This is a genomic window from Halogeometricum limi (assembly GCF_900115785.1).
In the GTDB taxonomy this organism is placed as follows: Archaea; Halobacteriota; Halobacteria; order Halobacteriales; family Haloferacaceae; genus Halogeometricum; species Halogeometricum limi.
The window spans coordinates 34,991-52,876 of sequence record NZ_FOYS01000005.1; the positions used below are offsets into that span (position 1 = coordinate 34,991).

Genomic DNA, 17,886 nt, shown 5'->3' on the forward strand with positions numbered 1-17,886 from the left:
GACCGTCGTCGGGGATAACGAAAAGTGTGGCGTGACGCTCCGCGCTTCGGTCGCTAGCCGGGGACGGCTGGGTTCGACGCGTCCGCCCGCGTCATTCCAGGAGGACGCTGAACCCCCAGGTGAACGAGTTCTGGCGCTCGCCGTCGGGTTCGTCCATCACCGCGTAGGAGGACTCGAAACGGTACTCGCCGACGGGGAGACAGGCGTCCTCGCCCGGCAACGCGTACAGTCCGAGTTCTTGGCTCGTCGACTCGCCCGGTTCGAGCGTTACCATCCGGTACTCCTCGGTGACGGCTATCTGTTCTGCGAGTCGCCAGCACCCGGCCTCGGCGGGGTAGTCGCCGTCGGTGGGGAGGAGAATCAACTGGTCGTCCGTGTCGGACCGGTACGCGAAGACCACGTCTCTGCCCTCGCCGATGGTCACCGCCCGGTCACTCTCGTTCGTCACCGTCGCGGTGAGGACCGGTGGGTGTTCCTCCGTCGCCGCCTCTTCGGTCACTTCGACGGTCGGTCGGACGGGCGCGTCCGGGTCGCCGTCGCGCGAGACGATGGTGACGCCCGGTCCGCCGGTTCCACGCGGACGGGTGCCGCCCGTCTCGTTGTCGGTTCCACCCGGACTCAGCGTCTCGTCGGGAGTCTCCGTGTCGTCGCCGTCGCTACCGTCGCTGCCGCCGAGACACCCCGCGAGGAGGGCGAGCGTCCCGATGCCGCAGGAACTGACGAGTGCGCGTCGTGTCGTGTTCACAGCTACGATATCTCCGTTCGAGGACATAACCACGCCGTAGGCGCAAACGCGTCTTTGTGTCTCTGCTCTCTTCTCCTCTCCTTTCCTCTCTTCTCTTTTCTTCTCCCCTCCTTTCCTCTCTGCCTCCCCTCGTCATCCTCTCCTCACTCACTTCTCCTCTCGAACCTCTCTCCCGTCGCCACCGGTCTTCCAACAACGCTTTACCGCTGCCAACAACTGAACTATACAACCGATGAATAATAGAATGCGGACGTACCTCGTGACGCAATCGGACCACTCTCTCGACCGGGGGACGGCGGACGTCGTTCGCGCCGCCATCGAGGGCGGAGTCGACGTGGTACAACTCAGAGAGAAACACGCGACGGCCAGAGAACGGTACGAACTCGGGCGCGAACTCCGCGAACTCACCCGGGAGGCGGACGTCCCCCTCGTCGTCAACGACCGTCTGGACCTCGCCGTCGCCGTCGACGCCGACGGCGTCCACCTCGGGGACGACGACCTCCCCGTCTCCGTCGCCCGCGAGCAACTCGGTGACGGAGCCATCGTGGGACGGTCGGTGTCGACGGTCGAAGCCGCCCGCGAGGCCGAACGCGCCGGCGCGGACTACCTCGGCGTCGGGGCCGTCTTCGCCACGCGGACGAAAGACGTCCGCGCTGACGACGCCGAAATCGGACTCTCGCGGGTCGAAGCGATAGCCGAGGCGGTCGAGATTCCCTTCGTCGGTATCGGCGGCGTCACTTCCGAGAACGCGGGCGACGTGGTCGCCGCGGGTGCCGACGGCGTCGCAGTCGTCTCCGAGATTACCGCGGCCGACGACCCCGCGGCGGCGACGCGCCGACTGCGTGCGGCCGTCGAGGACCGGAGGGTCGAAGCGTGAGTTCCACCCTCGATTTCGACCTCGCGGAGACGCTCTCGACTATCGAATCGGCGAGTCCGCTCGTCAACTGCGTGACGAACGCGGTGACGGTCAACTGCGTGACGAACGCGGTGACGGTCAACGACGTGGCGAACGCGACGTTGTACTGGGGCGGCCTCCCCGTCATGTCCGACGACGAACGGGAAGTCGGCGACATGGTCGCCGGTGCGCAGGCCTGTCTGCTCAACATGGGCACCGTGAGCGAGGAGGGCGAGGCGGCGATGGTCGCCGCGGGCGAATCCGCGGGTGAGAACGGCGTCCCCCTCGTCGTCGACCCCGTCGGCGTGGGCGCGACGCCGACTCGGGACCGCGTCGCAGACCGACTCGTGACAGACCTCTCGGTCGACGTACTCAACGGGAACTACGGCGAGATAAGCGCCATCGCGGGCGAGGACGCCGACGTTCGCGGCGTCGAATCCGTCGGCGAGTACGCCGACATCGCGGTGACGGCGATGGCCTGCGCCCGACGGACGGGGGCCGTCGTCGTCGCCTCCGGCGAGACGGACGTGGTGGCGACCGAGGACGAGGCGTTCGAGGTCCACGCCGGTCACGAGATGATGGGGCGGTTCGTCGGAACCGGCTGTATGCTCGGCGTGACTCTCGCGACGTTCGCGGGCGCGGCGGACGACGTCGCACGGGCCGCCCTCGCCGGAACCCTCGCGTACGGACTCGCGGGCGAAGTCGCGGCGGACGGTCAGTTCGGCGACTACGCGGGTCCGGCCAGCTATCGGGTCGCGTTCCTCGACGCCATCGCCGGCCTCGACGGCGTCGACCTACCGGACGCCGACTCCCGAATCGAACGCGTGGTGGAAGCGTAGATGGGTCTCGTCGTCACCGGCGGGACAGGCGGTATCGGTCGCGCCGTCGTCGCCGCCGCGGAGACGGACGTGGTGTTCTCGTACCACCGCGACGAAGACGGGGCGGAGTCGCTCGTCTCCGCCGCCGACTCCTCGACGAACAGACACGCCGTTCAGATGGACGTGACCGACACCGACTCGGTCGAACGCTTCGCCGAGCGAGCGACGGCGACGCTCGACGGCGTCGACGGCGTCGTCCACACCGTCGGCGTCGTCGAACCCGCCCTCCTCGAACAGTCGACCGACGAGCAGTGGTCTCGCGTGATAGAGACGAACCTCGTCGGGTCCGCCCGCGTCGCCCGAGCGCTTCTCCCGGCTCTCCGCGAGTCGGCGGGGTCGCTCGTCTTCCTCTCCAGCGTCGGCGGCACCGCGGGGACGGTGGACACGAGTTACGCGGCGAGCAAGTCGGGCCTCCACGGCCTCGTCCGCGCACTCGCGCGAGAAGTCGGCCCGGACGGCGTCCGCGTCAACGCCGTCGCGCCCGGTCCGGTCGACACGTCGATGAACGGCACCATCGTCGACCACTTGGAGTCCACCGAGTTCCTCGGCCACGAGAACGTCGACACCCATCTGCCGGAGTACGCCTGTTCGCCCGCGGACGTCGCCGAGTCGGTTCGATACCTCCTCGACAGTTCGTTCACGCACGGCGAGGTGCTGAGCGTCAACGGAGGGATGCACTTCCGATGACTCGTCCCGACCCGCAGGCGCCGCCGTACGCGCTCACGGTCGCGTCCAGCGACTCCGGCGGCGGTGCCGGTATCCAAGCGGACCTGAAGACGATGACGCGTCTCGGCGTCTACGGCGGGTCCGTCCTCGTCGCCGCGACGGCGCAGAACACCCGCGGCGTCCGGTCAACGCACGTCCTCCCACTCGCGGAGATTCGCGCGCAGTTCGAGGCCGTCCGCGACGACTTCCCCGTCGGCGCGGTGAAGGTGGGGATGCTCGCGACGGCCGACGCCGTCCGAACCGTCGACGACTGCCTCGCGGCTATCGAGGCACCGGTCGTCGTCGACCCGGTGATGGTCGCCACCTCGGGCGACCCACTCCTCGAACCCGACGCGGTGGAGGCGTACACCGACCTGTTCGACCGCGCGACGCTCGTCACGCCGAACGCCGACGAGACGGAGCGACTGACGGGCGAGTGGCCCGACTCCGCGGAGTCGCGCGAGGCGGCCGCGGCGCGGTTCTTCGCGTGGGGCGCGGACGCCGTCCTGTTCAAGGGCGGCCACGTCGAGGCGGACGGCGCGAGCGACGAGGTGCGGGATAGCTTGGTTACGCCCCGAGACAGCGCGACGTTCGCCGCCGAGCGAATCGAGACGGACACCACGCACGGATCGGGGTGTACGCTCTCCAGCGCCATCGCGGCCCGCACGGCGCACGGCGACGACCTGACGACCGCCGTCGAACGCGGCGTCTCCTTCGTTCGCGCGTCGCTCGAACGACCCGCCGCCGTCGGCGAGAACGGGAGCGTGAACCACCTCGTCGACGACGCCGGGGCGGTTTCGGCGTTCGAGAACTGACCGACACCGACGCAGTCGCACCGCGACCTACCAGTCGAGCGACCCGCCGCTTTGGTACTCGGTGACCTGCGTCTCGAAGAAGTTCTTTTCCTTGTTCAGGTCGACGGCCTCGCTCATCCACGGGAACGGGTTGTCCGTCCCGTAGCGCTCCTCGATGTCCAACTGACCGAGTCGCCGGTCGGCGATGTACTCGACGTACTCGGCGAACTGGTCGGGGCTCATCCCCAACACGTCGTCGGGGCAGGCTTCGCGGGCGTATATCTGTTCTAACTCCACTGCGCGCTCGACTAACTCGCGAACCTCGTCGTCGAACTCGTCGGTCCAGACGTCGGGGTTCTCGGCGCGAATCTGGTTGACGAGGTCCACGCCGAACCCCACGTGCAGCGACTCGTCGCGCATGATGTACTCGAACTGCTGGCCGATGCCGACCATCTTGTTCTGCCGCTTCAGCGCCAGCATCATGGCGAATCCGGCGTAGAAGAACACCCCTTCCATGACGACGTAGAACCCCACGAGGTCGCGGAGGAGGTCACGGACGCCCTCGTCTGTCGACAGGTCGGCGTCGTCTTCGAGGTTCTTCGTCAACTCGACGACGAAGTCGTCTTTCTCCCGGATGGACGGAATGCGGTCGTACATCCCGTAGAGATGGTCGGGGTCGAACCCGAGCGAGTCGCAGCAGTAGATGAACGTGTCCGTGTGAATCGCCTCCTCGTACGCCTGCCGGAGGAGGTACTGTCGGCACTCCGGGGCCGTGACGTACTCGTAGAGTGCGAGGACGATGTTGTTCGCCGTCAGCGACTCGGCCGTCGAGAAGAACCCGAGGTTCCACTCCACTAGCTGTCGCTCCGAGTCGGTCAGGGCGTCGCCGTTCCACTGGGCGACGTCCTCCTGCATCGGCACTTCCTCGGGCACCCAGTTGTTGGCGACGCCGTCGCGGTAGTACTGGCGCGCCCACTCGTAGTCTATCGGCAGTATCTTGTTCGGGTCGTGTTCCGCGTCGTGGTTCAGTATGGGCATGTGTGTGTCGTCGGTCGCTGGTGTCTCTCGGTGTCTGTCGTCCGTCTCGGAGTCGTTACTGGCAGGCGTCGCACGTCGGGTCTTCGACGCGGGCGAGCGACGATTCGCTCGTCTCTCCCGAGTCGGTGCCGTCGCGTCCCGTCTCTGCGTCCGTCTCGGCGGACGCGCCGTTCCGTCGTTGCGTCCGGCCGTACTCGGCCATGTCCAGCGTCGACTTCTCTATCTGCGACGCGCCGAGCGTCCGCAGGTAGTAGGTCGTCTTCACGCCGAGTCGCCACGCCGCTTTGTACACGTCGTCCAGGAGCGACCCGTCCGTGCTCGGGAAGAACACGTTGTGCGAGACGGACTGGTCTATCCACTGCCCTCGGTGGGCCGTCAGACGGAGTTGGTGGCGCGGGTCTATCTCGAACGCGCTTCGGTACAGTTCTCGCGTCGCTTCGGGCACGTCGTCCAGTTCCTGAATCGACCCGTCGTGGAACTTGAGACGGTCTCTCAGGTCGTCGTCCCACAGTCCCGCCTCTTTCAGGTCGTCCACGAGGTGTTCGTTGACGACGGTGAAGTCGCCGCTCATGTTCGATTTGACGTAGAGATTCGAGTAGATGGGCTCGATAGAGGGCGTCGTCCCGTTGATTGTCGAGACGGTCGCCGTCGGCGCGACGGCCATCGTGTTCGAGTTGCGCATCCCGTGCTCGGCGACGTGTTCGCGGACGCGGTCCCAGTCCATCGTCTCGGTTCGGTCGGTCGGAATCTCCCGGCCGCGTTCGGCCTCCAACAGGTCGACCGTGTCGTGGGGGAGGATGCCTCGGTCCCACTTGCTCCCCTCGAACGTCTCGTACGCGCCGCGCTCTCTCGCCAGTCGCGAACTGTTCAGGATGGCGTGATAGGAGACGAACTCCTGCCAGCGGTTGGCCTTCTCGACGGCTTCTTCGGACGCCATCGGCGCTCCGACCTGCATCAGCGCGTCGTGAAAGCCCATCACGCCGAGACCGACCGGCCGGTGACGCATGTTCGAGTACTCCGCTTCGTCGGTCGGATAGAAACAGAGGTCGACGACGTTGTCCAACATCCGCGAAGCCGTCTCGATGGTCTCCGCGAGGGAGTCGCGGTCCAGTTCTCCGCCCGCGACGTGGTTCGAGAGGTTGACGCTCCCGAGGTTGCAGACGGCGTGTTCGTCCGCGCTGGTGTTCAGCGTTATCTCGGTACAGAGATTCGACGAGTGAACCGTCCCGACGTGGTCCTGCGGCGACCGGACGTTACAGGGGTCTTTGAACGTGATCCACGGATGGCCCGTCTCGAACAGGCGAGTGAGCATCGTCCGCCAGAGGTCGGGGGCGTCGACCGTCTCGTACTGGCGGAGTTCGCCCGCCTCGGCCTTCGCTTCGTACTCCCGGTAGAGCGCCTCGAACTCCTCGCCGTACGTCTCGTGGAGTTCCGGCACTTCGTCGGGCGAGAACAGCGTCCACGTCTCCTCGTTCTCGACGCGCTTCATGAACAGGTCCGGAACCCACGCGGCGGTGTTCATATCGTGCGTCCGGCGGCGTTCGTCGCCCGTGTTCCGCCGGAGGTCCAGAAACGCCGGGAAATCGAGGTGCCACGCTTCGAGGTAGCCGCAGGCGGCCCCGCGCCGCTTTCCGGAGCGGTTGATGGCCGCCGTCACGTCGTTGCTTATCTTCAGGAACGGGACCGTCCCCGTCGACTCGACGCCCGTGCTCTCGATGAGTGCGCCCTCCGCGCGGAGGTTCGTCCAGTCGTTACCGAGCCCGCCGCTCCACTTCGATAGCTGTGCGTGGTGTTTGTACGAGTCGAAGATGTGCTCTAAGTCGTCTTCGACCGTCGTGAGGTAACACGAGGACAACTGCGGGTGCGTCGTCCCGCTGTGGAACAGCGTCGGCGTCGACGGCGTGAACAGGAGCCGAGAGAGCACCTCGTAGAACTCCAGCGCTCTCCGCTGGGGGTCGTCCGCTTCGAGTGCGAGACCCATCGCCACGCGCATCCAGAACGCCTGCGGGAGTTCGAGCGGGCCGCCGTCGGTCTCTTCGATGAAGTACCGCTGCGTGAGCGTCGACATCGCGGTGTAGTCGAACAGGTCGTCGCGTTCGAGAGCGAGCGCCTCGGCGAGCGCGTCCGTATCGAACCGCCCGTCGACGAGTCTGTCGTCGAGCAGTCCGCACTCGACGCCGCGTTCGAGGTTCCGAACGAACGTCTCGCGATACGTGCGGTCGGTGTCGTCCGTCTCGCTCGGCGCGTCGCCGGTCACGCGCCGGATGTGTCGCTGGCGGTGGACGTCGGCGGCGACGTACTTGTACGCCGGGTCACGCTCGACCCGCGCCGTCAGCACCTGTTCGAGCGCCTCGTACACCTCGTCCGCCGACGCCTCGTCGTAGAGGTTCCGTTCGGTCTCGGCGAGGAGTCCGTCTCGCACCTCGTCGGTGACGACGGCTTCGTAGCCGTCGCGCGCACCGTCGAGAATCGTCTGTACGTCCGTCGTCCGTGTCGTCTGTGTGTGTGCCATCTGGAGATTCGTCTGTCTGTCGTCGGTCAACCGTCGCTTCTCGTCGGTCGGCCGTCGCCTCTCGTCGCTCTGCGTCGTCTCGTGGGGGTGCGCCGCCGCCGGCTGCGTCGACTCGTCAGCCCAGCGTCGCCACTGTTCGACCCCCTGCCCGATTCGTCCGCTGTCTGCCGGTTTTCCGTGGCCGGCCGTACGGTATCTTGTTCGGCGACCGGGTGATAAAGTTTTCCAACTCAGTTGTACTAAGACAAATTCAGTTGTATTCGGGCGACTGGCGACGACACCCGAACGCATTTGCTTTCACGTGCTAACCGCCGAACGAATGAGCGAATCTCTCTCGGTGAACGTCGCGCTCATCTTCGCCGCGACGGCCGGTATCTACGTCGGCAGCGGGTGGCTCGAATCGGCAAGCGAGACGCTCTCTCGGTACTACGGACTCCCGCTGGTCGTCCAAGGTGCCATCGTCGCCGCCGTCGGGTCGAGTCTTCCCGAACTGGCGAGCGTCGTCTTCGCCGCGCTCTCTGGGTCGTTCGGCCTCGGCGTCGGCGCCATCGTCGGGTCCGCCATCTTCAACGTCCTCGTCATTCCCGCGCTCTCGGGCATCCTGACCGACGAGGACGTGGAGGCGAGCAGAACGCTCGTCTACAAAGAGGCGCAGTTCTACATGATAGCCGTCTCCGTCGTGGTCATCACGTTCGCGATGGCGGTCATCTACTACCCGACCGGACCGGGACTGTCCGGCACCGTCACACGTCCGCTCGCGGCGCTTCCGTTGGCGCTGTACGCGCTGTACGTCTTCATCCAATACGCCGATACGGCCGAACACGAGGCCGACCCGGTGACCGACGCGAACGTCCTGCGCGAGTGGGGGACGCTCGTCGCCGGACTCGTCGTCATCCTCGTCGCCGTCGAGCAGTTGGTCCACGCCGTCCAGTTCGTCGGCGACGTCTACGGCGCACCCGACTTCCTCTGGGGCGTCACCGTCCTCGCCGCGGCGACGAGTCTTCCCGACACGCTCGTCAGCGTCCGCGCCGCGAAGAACGGGCGCGGCGTCACCAGCCTCGCGAACGTCTTCGGGTCGAACACGTTCGACCTCCTCGTGGCCATCCCCGTCGGCGTCTTCATCGTCGGGGCCGCCGCCATCGACTTCGCCATCGCCGTCCCGACGATGGGGTTTCTGACGCTCGCGACGGTACTGCTCTTCACCGTCTTACGGACCGACCTCTCTTTGACGGACTTCGAGGCGTACGGTCTCCTCGCCGTCTACGCGGTGTTCGTCGGCTGGATGCTCGCGGAGTCGACCGGTGTGACGGCTCTCATCCCCGGGGCGTGACTCACGCCCCGCTAGTCGGACGTTTCCGAGCCTGCAACGCTCGTCTCTCCCCTTTCGAGAACCATCGATAGGCAGTGGCCGCCCGACGACGTATCTGCTATCATGACCACTCGCTTCACTCGGACTACCGGACGCACCGTCGCTGTCGGTGCCTTCGTGGGACTCGTCGCGAGCTATCTCCCGTTCGTCTCGCTCGTCGCCCCCTTGGTCGCTGGCGGCGTCGCGGGCTTCCTCGAAGGCGGGAACGTCCGGCGCGGTTCGCTCGTCGGCGGTCTCACCGGACTCGTCGTCGCCGTCGCGGAGAGCGTCCTCTCGGTGGGTATCGCCGCGGCCACGCTCGGCGTCGGTGGTGTCGAAGGCGTCTCCGCCACCGGACTTCTCCTCGCCGGTGCGCTCTGGATCGTCGCCGCCGCCGGTCAAGCCGTCGTCGCCGGCGTCGGCGGCGCGTTGGGCGCTGTGGTCCGCGCAGACCGGACGGACCGCGCCGCCCGGTCCGACGCCGACCGGTCGGCACCGGGTGTTCGAGCCGTCCCCCTCCTCGCCAGTCTCCTCGCCGCCGTCGTCACCTTCGCCGGCGTCGGTCTCGGCGTGACGGCCCTCCTCGACCCGTACATCTGGCCGTCGATGCTCGTCGGTATCCCCGTCGGCGCCGTCACGGGCGCCGCCGTCGGCGTTCTCGGCTATCACGTCCTCGTGACTCGGGCGGGTGACCGCGGCCCCGGAGGAACGTCCGGCGCGTCGTAGGCGACTCGCCTCGCTCGGATTCCGTCGTCGGACCGCCGCCGGGGACGAGCGTAAGTGGTCGGCTCTCGAAGGTGGCGGACATGAACTCCGACTCCGGCGAACCCTCCGTCCCCGGAGCCGACTCTCGACCGGGCGGCGACGCCGACTCCCGTCCCGACCTCCGAGTCGCGACGAGAGAGGCGCGTCGAACGCTCGACGAACAACTCGACACGCTCGAAGACATCGACTCGAAGGCGATTCGACTGCTGCAGTTCGCCGTCGGTCTCTCGGGTCTCGTCGTCTCGGTTCTCTCGCTGGCGGACGCGGGGGCGAACCTCGACTCGATGCCGTATCTGGGTGCCGGGCTCACACTCCTCGTGGTCGGTGCCGTCGTCGCCGGCGTGACGTACGCCATCTCGCCGCGGGTCGTCGGCGTCGGCCCGTCGGACCTCGAACGGGTCGCGAACGCAGAGTCGGGTGCGGAACGGCAGTTCCGACGCACGCTCGTGCGGAGCTACGCCGACTGGATTCGCCTCAACGCCGTCGCGAACGCGCGCGCCGCGTTCCTCATCACGGTGGCCATCCTCTTCGTCGTCGGCGGCGCGGTGGGGCTCACCTTGGGCCTGATTCGCGCGCTGACCGGTCCGCTCTCGCTCCCCGTCGTCGCCGTCGCCGCGTTCGGATATCTCGCGGCCGCCTACGGGACCGGCGTCCACAGGCAGTTCCAACGCCTCCGGTCGCTCGACCGGCCGACCACTGCGCTGCGCCCCTCGCTCGCCGCCTCGGACACCGAACGACTGTTCGAGGGGCAGCGGTGCCACACCGGCGACGCGGGTCCCGACGCGACGTCGGGTGGTCTCGACGCGCGACCCGAAGAGTGACCGGGCGCTCCGACCGAAGACCTTTGCTCCGTCCCGACCGACTCTCTGCGAGCACTCGTGTCCGCCGCCTCCGCCCCGACCCGTGACCGACCCTCCCCCCGGACGCTCCTCTTCGGCAACCCCGTCGTCGAGACGCTCGTCGCGATGGTCGCCGTCTCCCTCCTGACGTGGGGCGCGTCGTTCGTCGGCCTCGTCGGTCTGTTCGCCCTCGCACCGCCCGTGTTGCTCCCGCCGTGGACACTGGTCACCAGCGTCTACGCCCACGCCGGACCGGGACATCTCCTCTCGAACGCCGTCGTCGTCGCCCTCGCGGGAACGCTCGTCTCGCTCTCGACGACGCGACTCCGCTTTCACCTGTTCTTCGTCGTCACCGGCGCGTTGGCGGGCGTCGCACACGTCTGGGCGACCGGTCTCCTCGGCGGTCCGACCGCCGTCCTCGGTGCGAGCGGTGCCGCGTTCGCGCTGGTCGGCTACGTCCTCGCGGCGAACCCCGCGTCCGGGATGCTGTTCGACACCCTCAGACTCCCGCCGCGCGTCCTCGTCGTCCTCGTCGCCGCCGTCGCCCTCGGACTGACACTGGCGTTCAGCGCCCCCGGAAGCGCGCTCGTCGCGCACTTCGCCGGCGCGGTGATGGGACTTCTCGCCGGCCGTCTCCGACTGCTCGGGGTCCGCTGACTGTCGCGACCGCTGGCCGGTCGAGCACGCTCCTTTTTGTGTAACCGTGACGATATATAACGTCTGATGCCGCACGTCACCGACGACCCGCCGACCGAAATCGCGCGTGACCTCGACGCGTTGGTCGAGACGCTAGACGCCGAACTCCCCCCGCGAACGCTCGACCGGAACCTCCTCGTCGCGACGTGGAACATCCGCGGATTCGGCGGTCTCACGGAGAAGTGGGCGTCGAGCGGGGACGACAGTCCGAAGCGTGACCTCCAGTCGGTACGCGTCATCGCAGAGGTGATTCGGCGGTTCGACGTCGTCGCCCTCCAGGAGGTAAAGGGGAATCTGAAAGCGCTCAGACACACGCTGAAGGTTCTCGGCTCCGACTGGGGCCTCGTCCTCACGGACGTGACGCGGGGCGACGCGGGAAACGACGAACGACTCGGCTATCTGTTCGACCGGCGGAAGGTACAGATGAGCGGTCTCGCGGGCGAACTGGTCGTCCCGGACGAGGAGTTCGAGGAGATACGGCCGGGTGCGCTCGAACGACAGTTCGCACGGACGCCGTACGCGGTGAGCTTTCGGTGCGGCGACGAGACGTTCATCCTCGTCACACTCCACGTCCTGTACGGCGACAACGCGGCGGCGCGAACGCCCGAACTCCGCGCCATCGCCGAGTGGTTAGACGAGTGGGCTCGCGACGTGAACGCCTGGGGGCACAACCTCGTCGCGCTGGGTGATTTCAACATCGACCGGAAGGACGACGAACGCTACGAGGCGTTCACGTCCACCGGCCTCGAAGTACCGAGCCACCTCCACGACGTCCCGCGCACCATCTTCGGCGACGGACCGGACAAGTTCTACGACCAAATCGCGTGGTTCACGAAGGGGCGCGGCCGCCCGGCCCTCTCGCTGACGTACCGCGACAGCGGCCACTTCGACTTCAGAGACGTCGCACTCCCGCGGCGTGACCTCTCGAACCGCTCGTTGTCGTGGCACATCTCGGACCACTACCCGCTGTGGGCCGAGTTCGAGTTGTGAGGCCGACTCGGCCGGAGTCACTCGCTCTCTGACTCGGACGCGGACTCTCGCTCTGCTCGGGATTCTCGCCCGGACGCGGATTTCGCCGGCGACTCGTCCTGCGGGTCAAGTCGCCGAACCTCGATTCCCGACGCGGCGACGTCTTCGAACGTGGCTTTCCACCCGCCCACCGTCACTCGCTCGTTCGGCGTCTCGACGGTCAGCGAGGCGTACGTCGGCGGCGAACTCATGTAGTCCGTGCCGTCGTCGGACCCGCTCACGTCGTACGCGACGACGGGTCCCTCCCACGTTTCCCGCTCGCGCGCTCCGGTTCGCCGCCCTCGCACGACGGCCGAGAACTGCGCTCCCGCGTCGAACTGGTCTCTGAGTTCGATGACGACGCGCCACGGGTCGAGATAGCGACGCGGGAACGTCCGCGGGCTCTGGACGACGCGCGAGGTGTCCCACACCTGTTCGGCGTAGTTCTGAAAGAGGAGGACGAGGTTCTGTTCCTGCGTGATGATGTAGGGCTGGCGGTCCTGAATCGGATGTTTGCTGGAGAAGATACCGTACGTCCGGTCGGCGACGACGAACGTGTCCGCCGCGGCGCGATGACGCACGCTGAACTGCTCGGGGAACACGCGGCCGATTTCGTCGGGGTCGGTGCCGACGAACAGCACCCGAACGGTGACGCCCCGTTCCGCGGCGGCGACGAGACGCGGTTCGAGTTCGGCGTAGCGCTCGTTCGGGAGACTCACGGTCAACCAGTACTCCGCGGCGTCTATCGCGCGCTTCGCGTGTCGGAGCGCCGTCTCGTCCCGCTTGACCATCGAGACGAAACTCCTCGGTTCGCCGTCGGTCCGTTGGTGGAGTTCTTCGAGGCCGGAGGCGACGGACGAAACCGTCTCGGTTAGGTCGTCGATGCGCCGTCGCTTCAGGTCGTCGAGCACCGCCTTCGGTGACGGTGCGCTCACCTCCTTGCCCTTCGTCCCCGACCGAACTTCGAGCAGTCCCATCTCTTCGAGGGCGTCTATGACGCCGTAGATGCGCCCTTGCGGAACGCCCGAGTCGTCGACGAGTTCGCTCGGACGCGCTTCCCCGGCCCGAACGGCCGCGAGATACGTCTTCGATTGGTACTCGGTCAGGCCGAGATCTTGTAGCTCTTGCAAGAGTTCTCGCTCTGTCATGGCAGTGTTCTCTCCCCCGCCCCCACGTGGGGGGCCTCCGTTGTCTCGTCTCTCGTCGCTCCGCCTATCACACCACCGATTTCTCGATTCGTCACCGTCGAGGTGAGAGAGGACGCAGAAAGCTATAACATCTCCGAGTGGTTGTCATCCGACATGTACGCGACGGCACCGACGGTCGACTTCGGCGAGGCGGAGACGCTCCTCGCCCCCGACGAGACGGGGCAGGGAAACTGGGTCGGTGCGCCCTGTTCGTACCGTCACGGCGAGACGACGTACCTCGCCGTTCGGGAACGCGACACCGACCGACGCGGGCACCGCGTCGTCGTCTACGAGTACGACGACGGTATCGGCGACGTCGCGTTGGAGGTGACCGCCGAAGCCTTGGGCGTCGTCAGCATCGAACGCGCGTCTCTCGTCACGCACCCTCGAACCGGCGACGTCCAACTGTACCTCCCCTTGGACCGCGGCGGAAACGACTGGGTCATCGCCAAGTGCGCGGACGCCTCGTCCGTCGAAGCGGTGGACCCGACTACCGCGCGACCCGTCCTCCGACCCCGACCCGGCGAGACGGACGCGGGCGTCGTGAAAGACCCCGCCATCGTCACCGTCGGCGGTCGGTACTACATGTTCTACGCCGGGGCCGACGGCGTTTCCGAACGGGCGCACCTCGCGACGAGCGTCGACGGCGAGACGTGGACGCGCGCCGAGCACAACCCCGTCGTCGAACGCGGCTACTGGCACGACCACCACACGCGCGTCTCGGCCGTCGTTCCGGCCCCCGACGCTCCCGTCTGGCTCGCGTTCTACGACGGAAGCGGCGTCGCGGACGAGGGCCGGACGTGGAACCTCCGGACGGGCGTGGCGGTGTCGACGGACCTGCAGACGTTCACCGACACCTGCCCCGACGGTCCACTGTACTCCTCGCCCGCCGCCGACCGCCGGACCGGCCTCTCGACGTTCGGAACGTGTCGCTACCTCGACGTACTGAGACACGGCGACGAGTGGGAGTTGTTCGCCGAAGTCGCCCGCGAGGACGGTAGTTTCGAACTTCGCCGAGCGACGGCGTCCGTACCGTTCTGAGTTCGACTGCGCCGACGTCACCGTTCGTTCTCTCGGGCCGTCGCTAGCTACATATCGGTCCGAGGCGTCGTCGCTAGCGTTCGCGAACGTATGCCGCAGTACACCGAACTGCTCGGGTTGGTCGACCGTAGACGGCTTCGAGCGATGAACCGAGCGCTCCGCGTCCGGACGGGCGCGTGGGAGCGAGACCACGCGACGGACTCCGAACTGGTCGAACTCACCGACCGGCCGTTCGAATCGGTCGCCGACGTCCGGACGCGCCTCGACCGTCTGGAGGAGCGACTGCGAGAACGGAACGACCGGAGAGCCGTGTTTCTCACCGTCTACGCTCGCATGACGCGCGAGATGCAACGGGGTATCGAGGACGGTGCGTTCTCGGACGCGGCGTGGATGCGAGCCTACGTCGTCTCGTTCGCGGAGTACTACCGACGGGCGTTCTCGGCCTTCGAACGCGGTCGGTTCGACGCGGTGCCCGACCCGTGGCGAATCGCCTTCGGGACGGCGGTCACCGGCGACAACCTCGTCGTTCAGGACGCCTTCCTCGGCATCAACGCACACATCAACTACGACCTCGCACTCGCGCTTTGCGACGTTCGAATCGACCCCGACCGGCGCGGGAAGTACGCCGACCACGTCGGCGTCGACGACGTCTTGCTACGTCTCGTCGACGCCCAACAGGACGCGCTGACGGAACTCTACGCGCCGGGAATCGCCGACGTCGACGCGGCCCTCGGCCGGTTCGACGAGACGGTCTCGTACCACGCGCTGACCGAGGGCCGAATCCAGGCGTGGCGAATCGCGGTGGTGCTGACGGACTTCGAGTGGCTACCGGTCGAGCGATACGCGCGATGGACTCTCCGTGCGACCGCCGTCGGCGGTGCATCTCTCGTCCGTTCTCCCGGTCTCGACCCGACCGTGCTTCGGGCGCTTCGACGCGTGGAACGCGTCCGCGGCGAGGCGGAGATGCTCGACGTCCTCGAACGCCGCCTCGACGCGGCCGTCTCCGCGTAGTCCACCTCGCTCGCTCCGTCGTCTTCCGTCCGCGTGTCGTTCCTCAGCGCTCGCCCGTCCGCGCTACGTCTCCGACTCCGGCGCTGGCCGCGACTCGGACGACGTCCGAACCGACGCGCCCGTCTCCCCGTCGAACACGTGGATGTGATTCGGAGGCACGGAGACGGCGACGGTGTCGCCCGCGGCGGGTCGAACCGACGGCGGCACGACGGCCGTGAGGTCGCGTTCTCCGACGCTCATGTGGACGAAGTTGTCGTTTCCTTGGTACTCGCTGACGGTGACTGCGGCTTCGAAGTCGGCGCTCGCGTCGTCTAACCGGAGGTGCTCGGGCCTGACGCCTACCGTCACGTGGTCGCCGTCGCGCACGTCGAAGTCGTCTCGCGGGACCGACGCGAACGCGATTCGGCCGTCACCGACGTCCGCGCGGAGGACGTACTCGTCCCCCCGTCTGTCGACCGTCGCCGGGAGTTGGTTCATCGCCGGATTGCCGAGGAAGTCGGCGACGAAGCGGTCGACCGGGTTCTCGTACACCGCTTCGGGCGGGCCGAGTTGCCGGAGGACGCCGTCGTTCATGACGGCCACTCTGTCGGCCATCGTCATCGCCTCCTTCTGGTCGTGGGTGACGTACACCGTCGTGATGTCGAGGTCGTTCTGCAGTTGCTGGAGTTCCGTCCGCATCTCAGAGCGGAGTTTCGCGTCCAGGCTCGCGAGGGGTTCGTCCAACAGGAACACGTCGGGTTCGCGGACCATCGCGCGGCCGAGTGCGACGCGTTGCTTCTGTCCGCCGGAGAGGTCGGTCACGTCTCTGTCGAGGAGCGCTTCGATGCCGAACATCTCGGCCATCTCCTGCACTCGCTCGTCTCGTTCTGCCTTCGAGAGGTCCGTCGAGTGCTTCAGTCCGTAGGCCATGTTCTTCCGAACCGACATCGTCGTGTAGAGGCCGTAGTCCTGGAACACCATCGCCAAGGAGCGTTCGCTCGGGTGTAGGTCGGTCACGTCGCGCCCCTCGATGGAGATGCGACCCTCCGTCACCGTCTCCAACCCCGCAATCATCCGGAGCGTCGTCGTCTTGCCGCACCCCGAGGGACCGAGGAGGACGAGGAGTTCGTCTTCGACGGTGACGGACACCTCGTCGACGGCCAGTTCCGTCCCCTGTGCGTCGTCGTATCGCTTCGTCACCGCGTCGAGGACGAGTTCTACCATCCGTTCCCACCTCGCCGGAGTCTGCCGCCGTCCGCGTCGAACGCGTACAGCGAGTCTCGGTCGTAGACGACACCTACTCGGTCTCTGCCTCGGAGTTCGTCGGGAACCGTCCGCGCCCGGAGGACCACCGGACCGGCGGCCGTCGAGAGCGTCAGTTCGTACGCGCGGCCGATGGGTTCGACGACGTGCACGTCGCAGTCGTAGACGTCGGAGACGTTCGCGGGGCCGTCTCCGACGACGCTCCCCGACCCGTCGACGAGGAAGAGGTCCTCGGGCCGGACGCCGACTCGCGCGGCGTCGTCGGGGACGGCGGCCGCGAGACCCGCGGCCAGTTCGTCTCCGCGTTCCGTCCCGCCGGTGTCGCCGTCCCGAGACGGCCCGACGCTCGTCGGGAGGAGGTTCATCGACGGGTCGCCGAGGAAGCCGGCGATGAACGCCGACGTGGGGTCTTCGTACACCTCCTCCGGCGTGCCTACCTGTTCGACGCGCCCGTCGTTCATGATGGCGATGCGGTCGGCGATGCTCATCGCCTCCTCCTGGTCGTGGGTGACGTACACCGTCGTGATTCCGAGTCGCTGCTGGAGGCTCCGGAGTTCCGACCGCGTTCGGACGCGGAGTTTCGCGTCGAGGTTCGACAGCGGTTCGTCCATCAGGAGCACCGAGGGTTCGCGACCGATGGCCCGGCCGATGGCGACTCGCTGTCGCTGTCCGCCCGAGAGCGCCGCCGGTTCCTTGTCCAAGAGGTCGGCGATGTCGAGCAAGGCGGCCGTCGACTCGATTCGTTCCCGTTGCTCGGCCTTCGACAGGTCGGTCTTCCGGAGGGGGAACCGGATGTTCTCGCGGACGGTCTTGTGCGGGTAGAGCGCGTAGTTCTGGAACACCATCGCCACGTCGCGGTCCTGCGGCGGGTGTTCGGAAACGTCGACGCCGCCGATGGCGACGGAGCCACCGCTGACGCTCTCTAGTCCCGCAATCATCCTGAGGGTGGTCGTCTTGCCGCATCCGGAGGGGCCGAGGAGGACGAGCAACTCTCCCTCCGAGATGGAGAGCGAGACGCCGTCGACGGCCTCCTCGTCGCCGAACCGCTTCGAGAGCGACGACAGTTCGACCGTCTCGCCGCCCGCCTCACCGACCACGCCGTCGGTCGGCGTTCGGTCGTCGCGGTGCGGTCTCTCGGTTCCGTCGGCGGACGAACGCGTGTCTCTGTCCTGTTCTTGCATC

16 protein-coding genes and 1 pseudogene are annotated in these 17,886 nt (G+C 67.3%); 11 read left to right on the forward strand and 6 right to left on the reverse strand.

Going from position 1 to position 17,886, the window contains the following annotated elements:
- Positions 1–91 precede the first annotated feature (91 nt).
- A complete protein-coding gene (locus BM282_RS14175; RefSeq protein WP_089882235.1) occupies positions 92–745 on the reverse strand; it encodes a hypothetical protein in 654 nt (217 codons plus the stop codon).
- Between the two features lie 244 nt (positions 746–989).
- On the opposite strand from BM282_RS14175, the gene thiE reads away from it, so the two are divergent.
- Genes thiE through thiD form a run of 4 tightly spaced genes read left to right on the forward strand, consistent with a single transcriptional unit; the run spans position 990 to position 4,038 of the window.
- Entirely contained in the window at positions 990–1,622 is a 633-nt protein-coding gene (gene thiE / locus BM282_RS14180; RefSeq protein WP_089882236.1) for a thiamine phosphate synthase, read from the forward strand.
- Entirely contained in the window at positions 1,619–2,479 is an 861-nt protein-coding gene (thiM, locus tag BM282_RS14185) for a hydroxyethylthiazole kinase (RefSeq protein WP_089882238.1), read from the forward strand. The genes thiE and thiM overlap by 4 nt, the downstream gene beginning before the upstream one ends.
- Positions 2,480–3,205: an SDR family NAD(P)-dependent oxidoreductase gene (locus BM282_RS14190; protein WP_089882239.1), complete on the forward strand. Its 726-nt coding sequence runs from the start codon at positions 2,480–2,482 to the stop codon at positions 3,203–3,205. It abuts the gene before it with no gap.
- On the forward strand, positions 3,202–4,038 hold the full coding sequence (gene thiD / locus BM282_RS14195) for a bifunctional hydroxymethylpyrimidine kinase/phosphomethylpyrimidine kinase (protein ID WP_089882241.1): 837 nt from the start codon (positions 3,202–3,204) through the stop codon (positions 4,036–4,038). The genes BM282_RS14190 and thiD overlap by 4 nt, the downstream gene beginning before the upstream one ends.
- A gap of 27 nt (positions 4,039–4,065) precedes the next feature.
- On the opposite strand, the pseudogene BM282_RS14200 reads toward thiD, so the two are convergent.
- A pseudogene (locus tag BM282_RS14200) lies at positions 4,066–5,085 on the reverse strand (ribonucleotide-diphosphate reductase subunit beta); the annotation flags it as partial.
- Between the two features lie 25 nt (positions 5,086–5,110).
- Positions 5,111–7,567 carry a ribonucleoside-diphosphate reductase subunit alpha gene (locus tag BM282_RS14205; RefSeq protein WP_089882246.1) on the reverse strand — a complete coding sequence of 819 codons (2,457 nt, stop codon included), beginning with the start codon at positions 7,565–7,567 and terminating at the stop codon, positions 5,111–5,113.
- A gap of 319 nt (positions 7,568–7,886) precedes the next feature.
- Here BM282_RS14205 and BM282_RS14210 point away from each other — a divergent pair, with 319 nt between their 5' ends.
- The 5 genes from BM282_RS14210 to BM282_RS14230 all read left to right on the forward strand — a co-directional run bounded on the left by BM282_RS14210 (position 7,887) and on the right by BM282_RS14230 (position 12,205).
- On the forward strand, positions 7,887–8,897 hold the full coding sequence (locus BM282_RS14210) for a sodium:calcium antiporter (RefSeq protein ID WP_089882248.1): 1,011 nt from the start codon (positions 7,887–7,889) through the stop codon (positions 8,895–8,897).
- A 102-nt stretch (positions 8,898–8,999) separates the two neighbouring features.
- On the forward strand, positions 9,000–9,641 hold the full coding sequence (locus tag BM282_RS14215) for a DUF5518 domain-containing protein (protein WP_217642709.1): 642 nt from the start codon (positions 9,000–9,002) through the stop codon (positions 9,639–9,641).
- Positions 9,642–9,721: 80 nt separating this feature from the next.
- Positions 9,722–10,501 carry a hypothetical protein gene (locus tag BM282_RS14220; protein WP_089882252.1) on the forward strand — a complete coding sequence of 260 codons (780 nt, stop codon included), beginning with the start codon at positions 9,722–9,724 and terminating at the stop codon, positions 10,499–10,501.
- A gap of 144 nt (positions 10,502–10,645) precedes the next feature.
- Entirely contained in the window at positions 10,646–11,176 is a 531-nt protein-coding gene (locus BM282_RS14225) for a rhomboid family intramembrane serine protease (RefSeq protein WP_089882784.1), read from the forward strand.
- A gap of 66 nt (positions 11,177–11,242) precedes the next feature.
- On the forward strand, positions 11,243–12,205 hold the full coding sequence (locus BM282_RS14230; RefSeq protein ID WP_089882254.1) for an endonuclease/exonuclease/phosphatase family protein: 963 nt from the start codon (positions 11,243–11,245) through the stop codon (positions 12,203–12,205).
- A gap of 17 nt (positions 12,206–12,222) precedes the next feature.
- Here BM282_RS14230 and BM282_RS14235 read toward each other — a convergent pair whose 3' ends face one another.
- Positions 12,223–13,371: a TrmB family transcriptional regulator gene (locus tag BM282_RS14235; RefSeq protein WP_089882257.1), complete on the reverse strand. Its 1,149-nt coding sequence runs from the start codon at positions 13,369–13,371 to the stop codon at positions 12,223–12,225.
- Positions 13,372–13,524: 153 nt separating this feature from the next.
- Here BM282_RS14235 and BM282_RS14240 point away from each other — a divergent pair, with 153 nt between their 5' ends.
- Together BM282_RS14240 and BM282_RS14245 are read left to right on the forward strand one after the other, a co-directional pair.
- The gene (locus BM282_RS14240; RefSeq protein ID WP_089882258.1) at positions 13,525–14,451 is read left to right on the forward strand and encodes a hypothetical protein; all 927 of its coding nucleotides are present in this window, start codon (positions 13,525–13,527) and stop codon (positions 14,449–14,451) included.
- Positions 14,452–14,541: 90 nt separating this feature from the next.
- Positions 14,542–15,462 (forward strand): DUF5995 family protein, encoded by a 921-nt coding sequence (locus tag BM282_RS14245; protein ID WP_089882260.1) that lies wholly within the window; start codon positions 14,542–14,544, stop codon positions 15,460–15,462.
- 63 nt (positions 15,463–15,525) lie between these two features.
- Here BM282_RS14245 and BM282_RS14250 read toward each other — a convergent pair whose 3' ends face one another.
- Entirely contained in the window at positions 15,526–16,665 is a 1,140-nt protein-coding gene (locus BM282_RS14250; RefSeq protein WP_089882262.1) for an ABC transporter ATP-binding protein, read from the reverse strand.
- Positions 16,659–17,885, reverse strand: coding sequence for an ABC transporter ATP-binding protein (locus BM282_RS14255; protein WP_089882263.1), 1,227 nt, complete (start codon positions 17,883–17,885; stop codon positions 16,659–16,661). Before BM282_RS14255 ends, BM282_RS14250 begins: the two co-directional genes overlap by 7 nt.
- Position 17,886 lies beyond the last annotated feature (1 nt).

Coding starts and splice junctions, on each gene's coding strand:
- BM282_RS14220 (WP_089882252.1), top strand. CDS start 9,722: ATGAACTCCGACTCCGGCGAACCCTCCGTCCCCGGAGCCGACTCTCGA.
- BM282_RS14190 (WP_089882239.1), top strand. CDS start 2,480: ATGGGTCTCGTCGTCACCGGCGGGACAGGCGGTATCGGTCGCGCCGTC.
- BM282_RS14250 (WP_089882262.1), bottom strand. CDS start 16,665: ATGGTAGAACTCGTCCTCGACGCGGTGACGAAGCGATACGACGACGCA.
- BM282_RS14255 (WP_089882263.1), bottom strand. CDS start 17,885: ATGCAAGAACAGGACAGAGACACGCGTTCGTCCGCCGACGGAACCGAG.
- BM282_RS14245 (WP_089882260.1), top strand. CDS start 14,542: ATGCCGCAGTACACCGAACTGCTCGGGTTGGTCGACCGTAGACGGCTT.
- BM282_RS14215 (WP_217642709.1), top strand. CDS start 9,000: ATGACCACTCGCTTCACTCGGACTACCGGACGCACCGTCGCTGTCGGT.
- BM282_RS14225 (WP_089882784.1), top strand. CDS start 10,646: ATGGTCGCCGTCTCCCTCCTGACGTGGGGCGCGTCGTTCGTCGGCCTC.
- BM282_RS14230 (WP_089882254.1), top strand. CDS start 11,243: ATGCCGCACGTCACCGACGACCCGCCGACCGAAATCGCGCGTGACCTC.
- thiD (WP_089882241.1), top strand. CDS start 3,202: ATGACTCGTCCCGACCCGCAGGCGCCGCCGTACGCGCTCACGGTCGCG.
- BM282_RS14235 (WP_089882257.1), bottom strand. CDS start 13,371: ATGACAGAGCGAGAACTCTTGCAAGAGCTACAAGATCTCGGCCTGACC.
- BM282_RS14205 (WP_089882246.1), bottom strand. CDS start 7,567: ATGGCACACACACAGACGACACGGACGACGGACGTACAGACGATTCTC.
- thiE (WP_089882236.1), top strand. CDS start 990: ATGCGGACGTACCTCGTGACGCAATCGGACCACTCTCTCGACCGGGGG.
- BM282_RS14240 (WP_089882258.1), top strand. CDS start 13,525: ATGTACGCGACGGCACCGACGGTCGACTTCGGCGAGGCGGAGACGCTC.
- BM282_RS14210 (WP_089882248.1), top strand. CDS start 7,887: ATGAGCGAATCTCTCTCGGTGAACGTCGCGCTCATCTTCGCCGCGACG.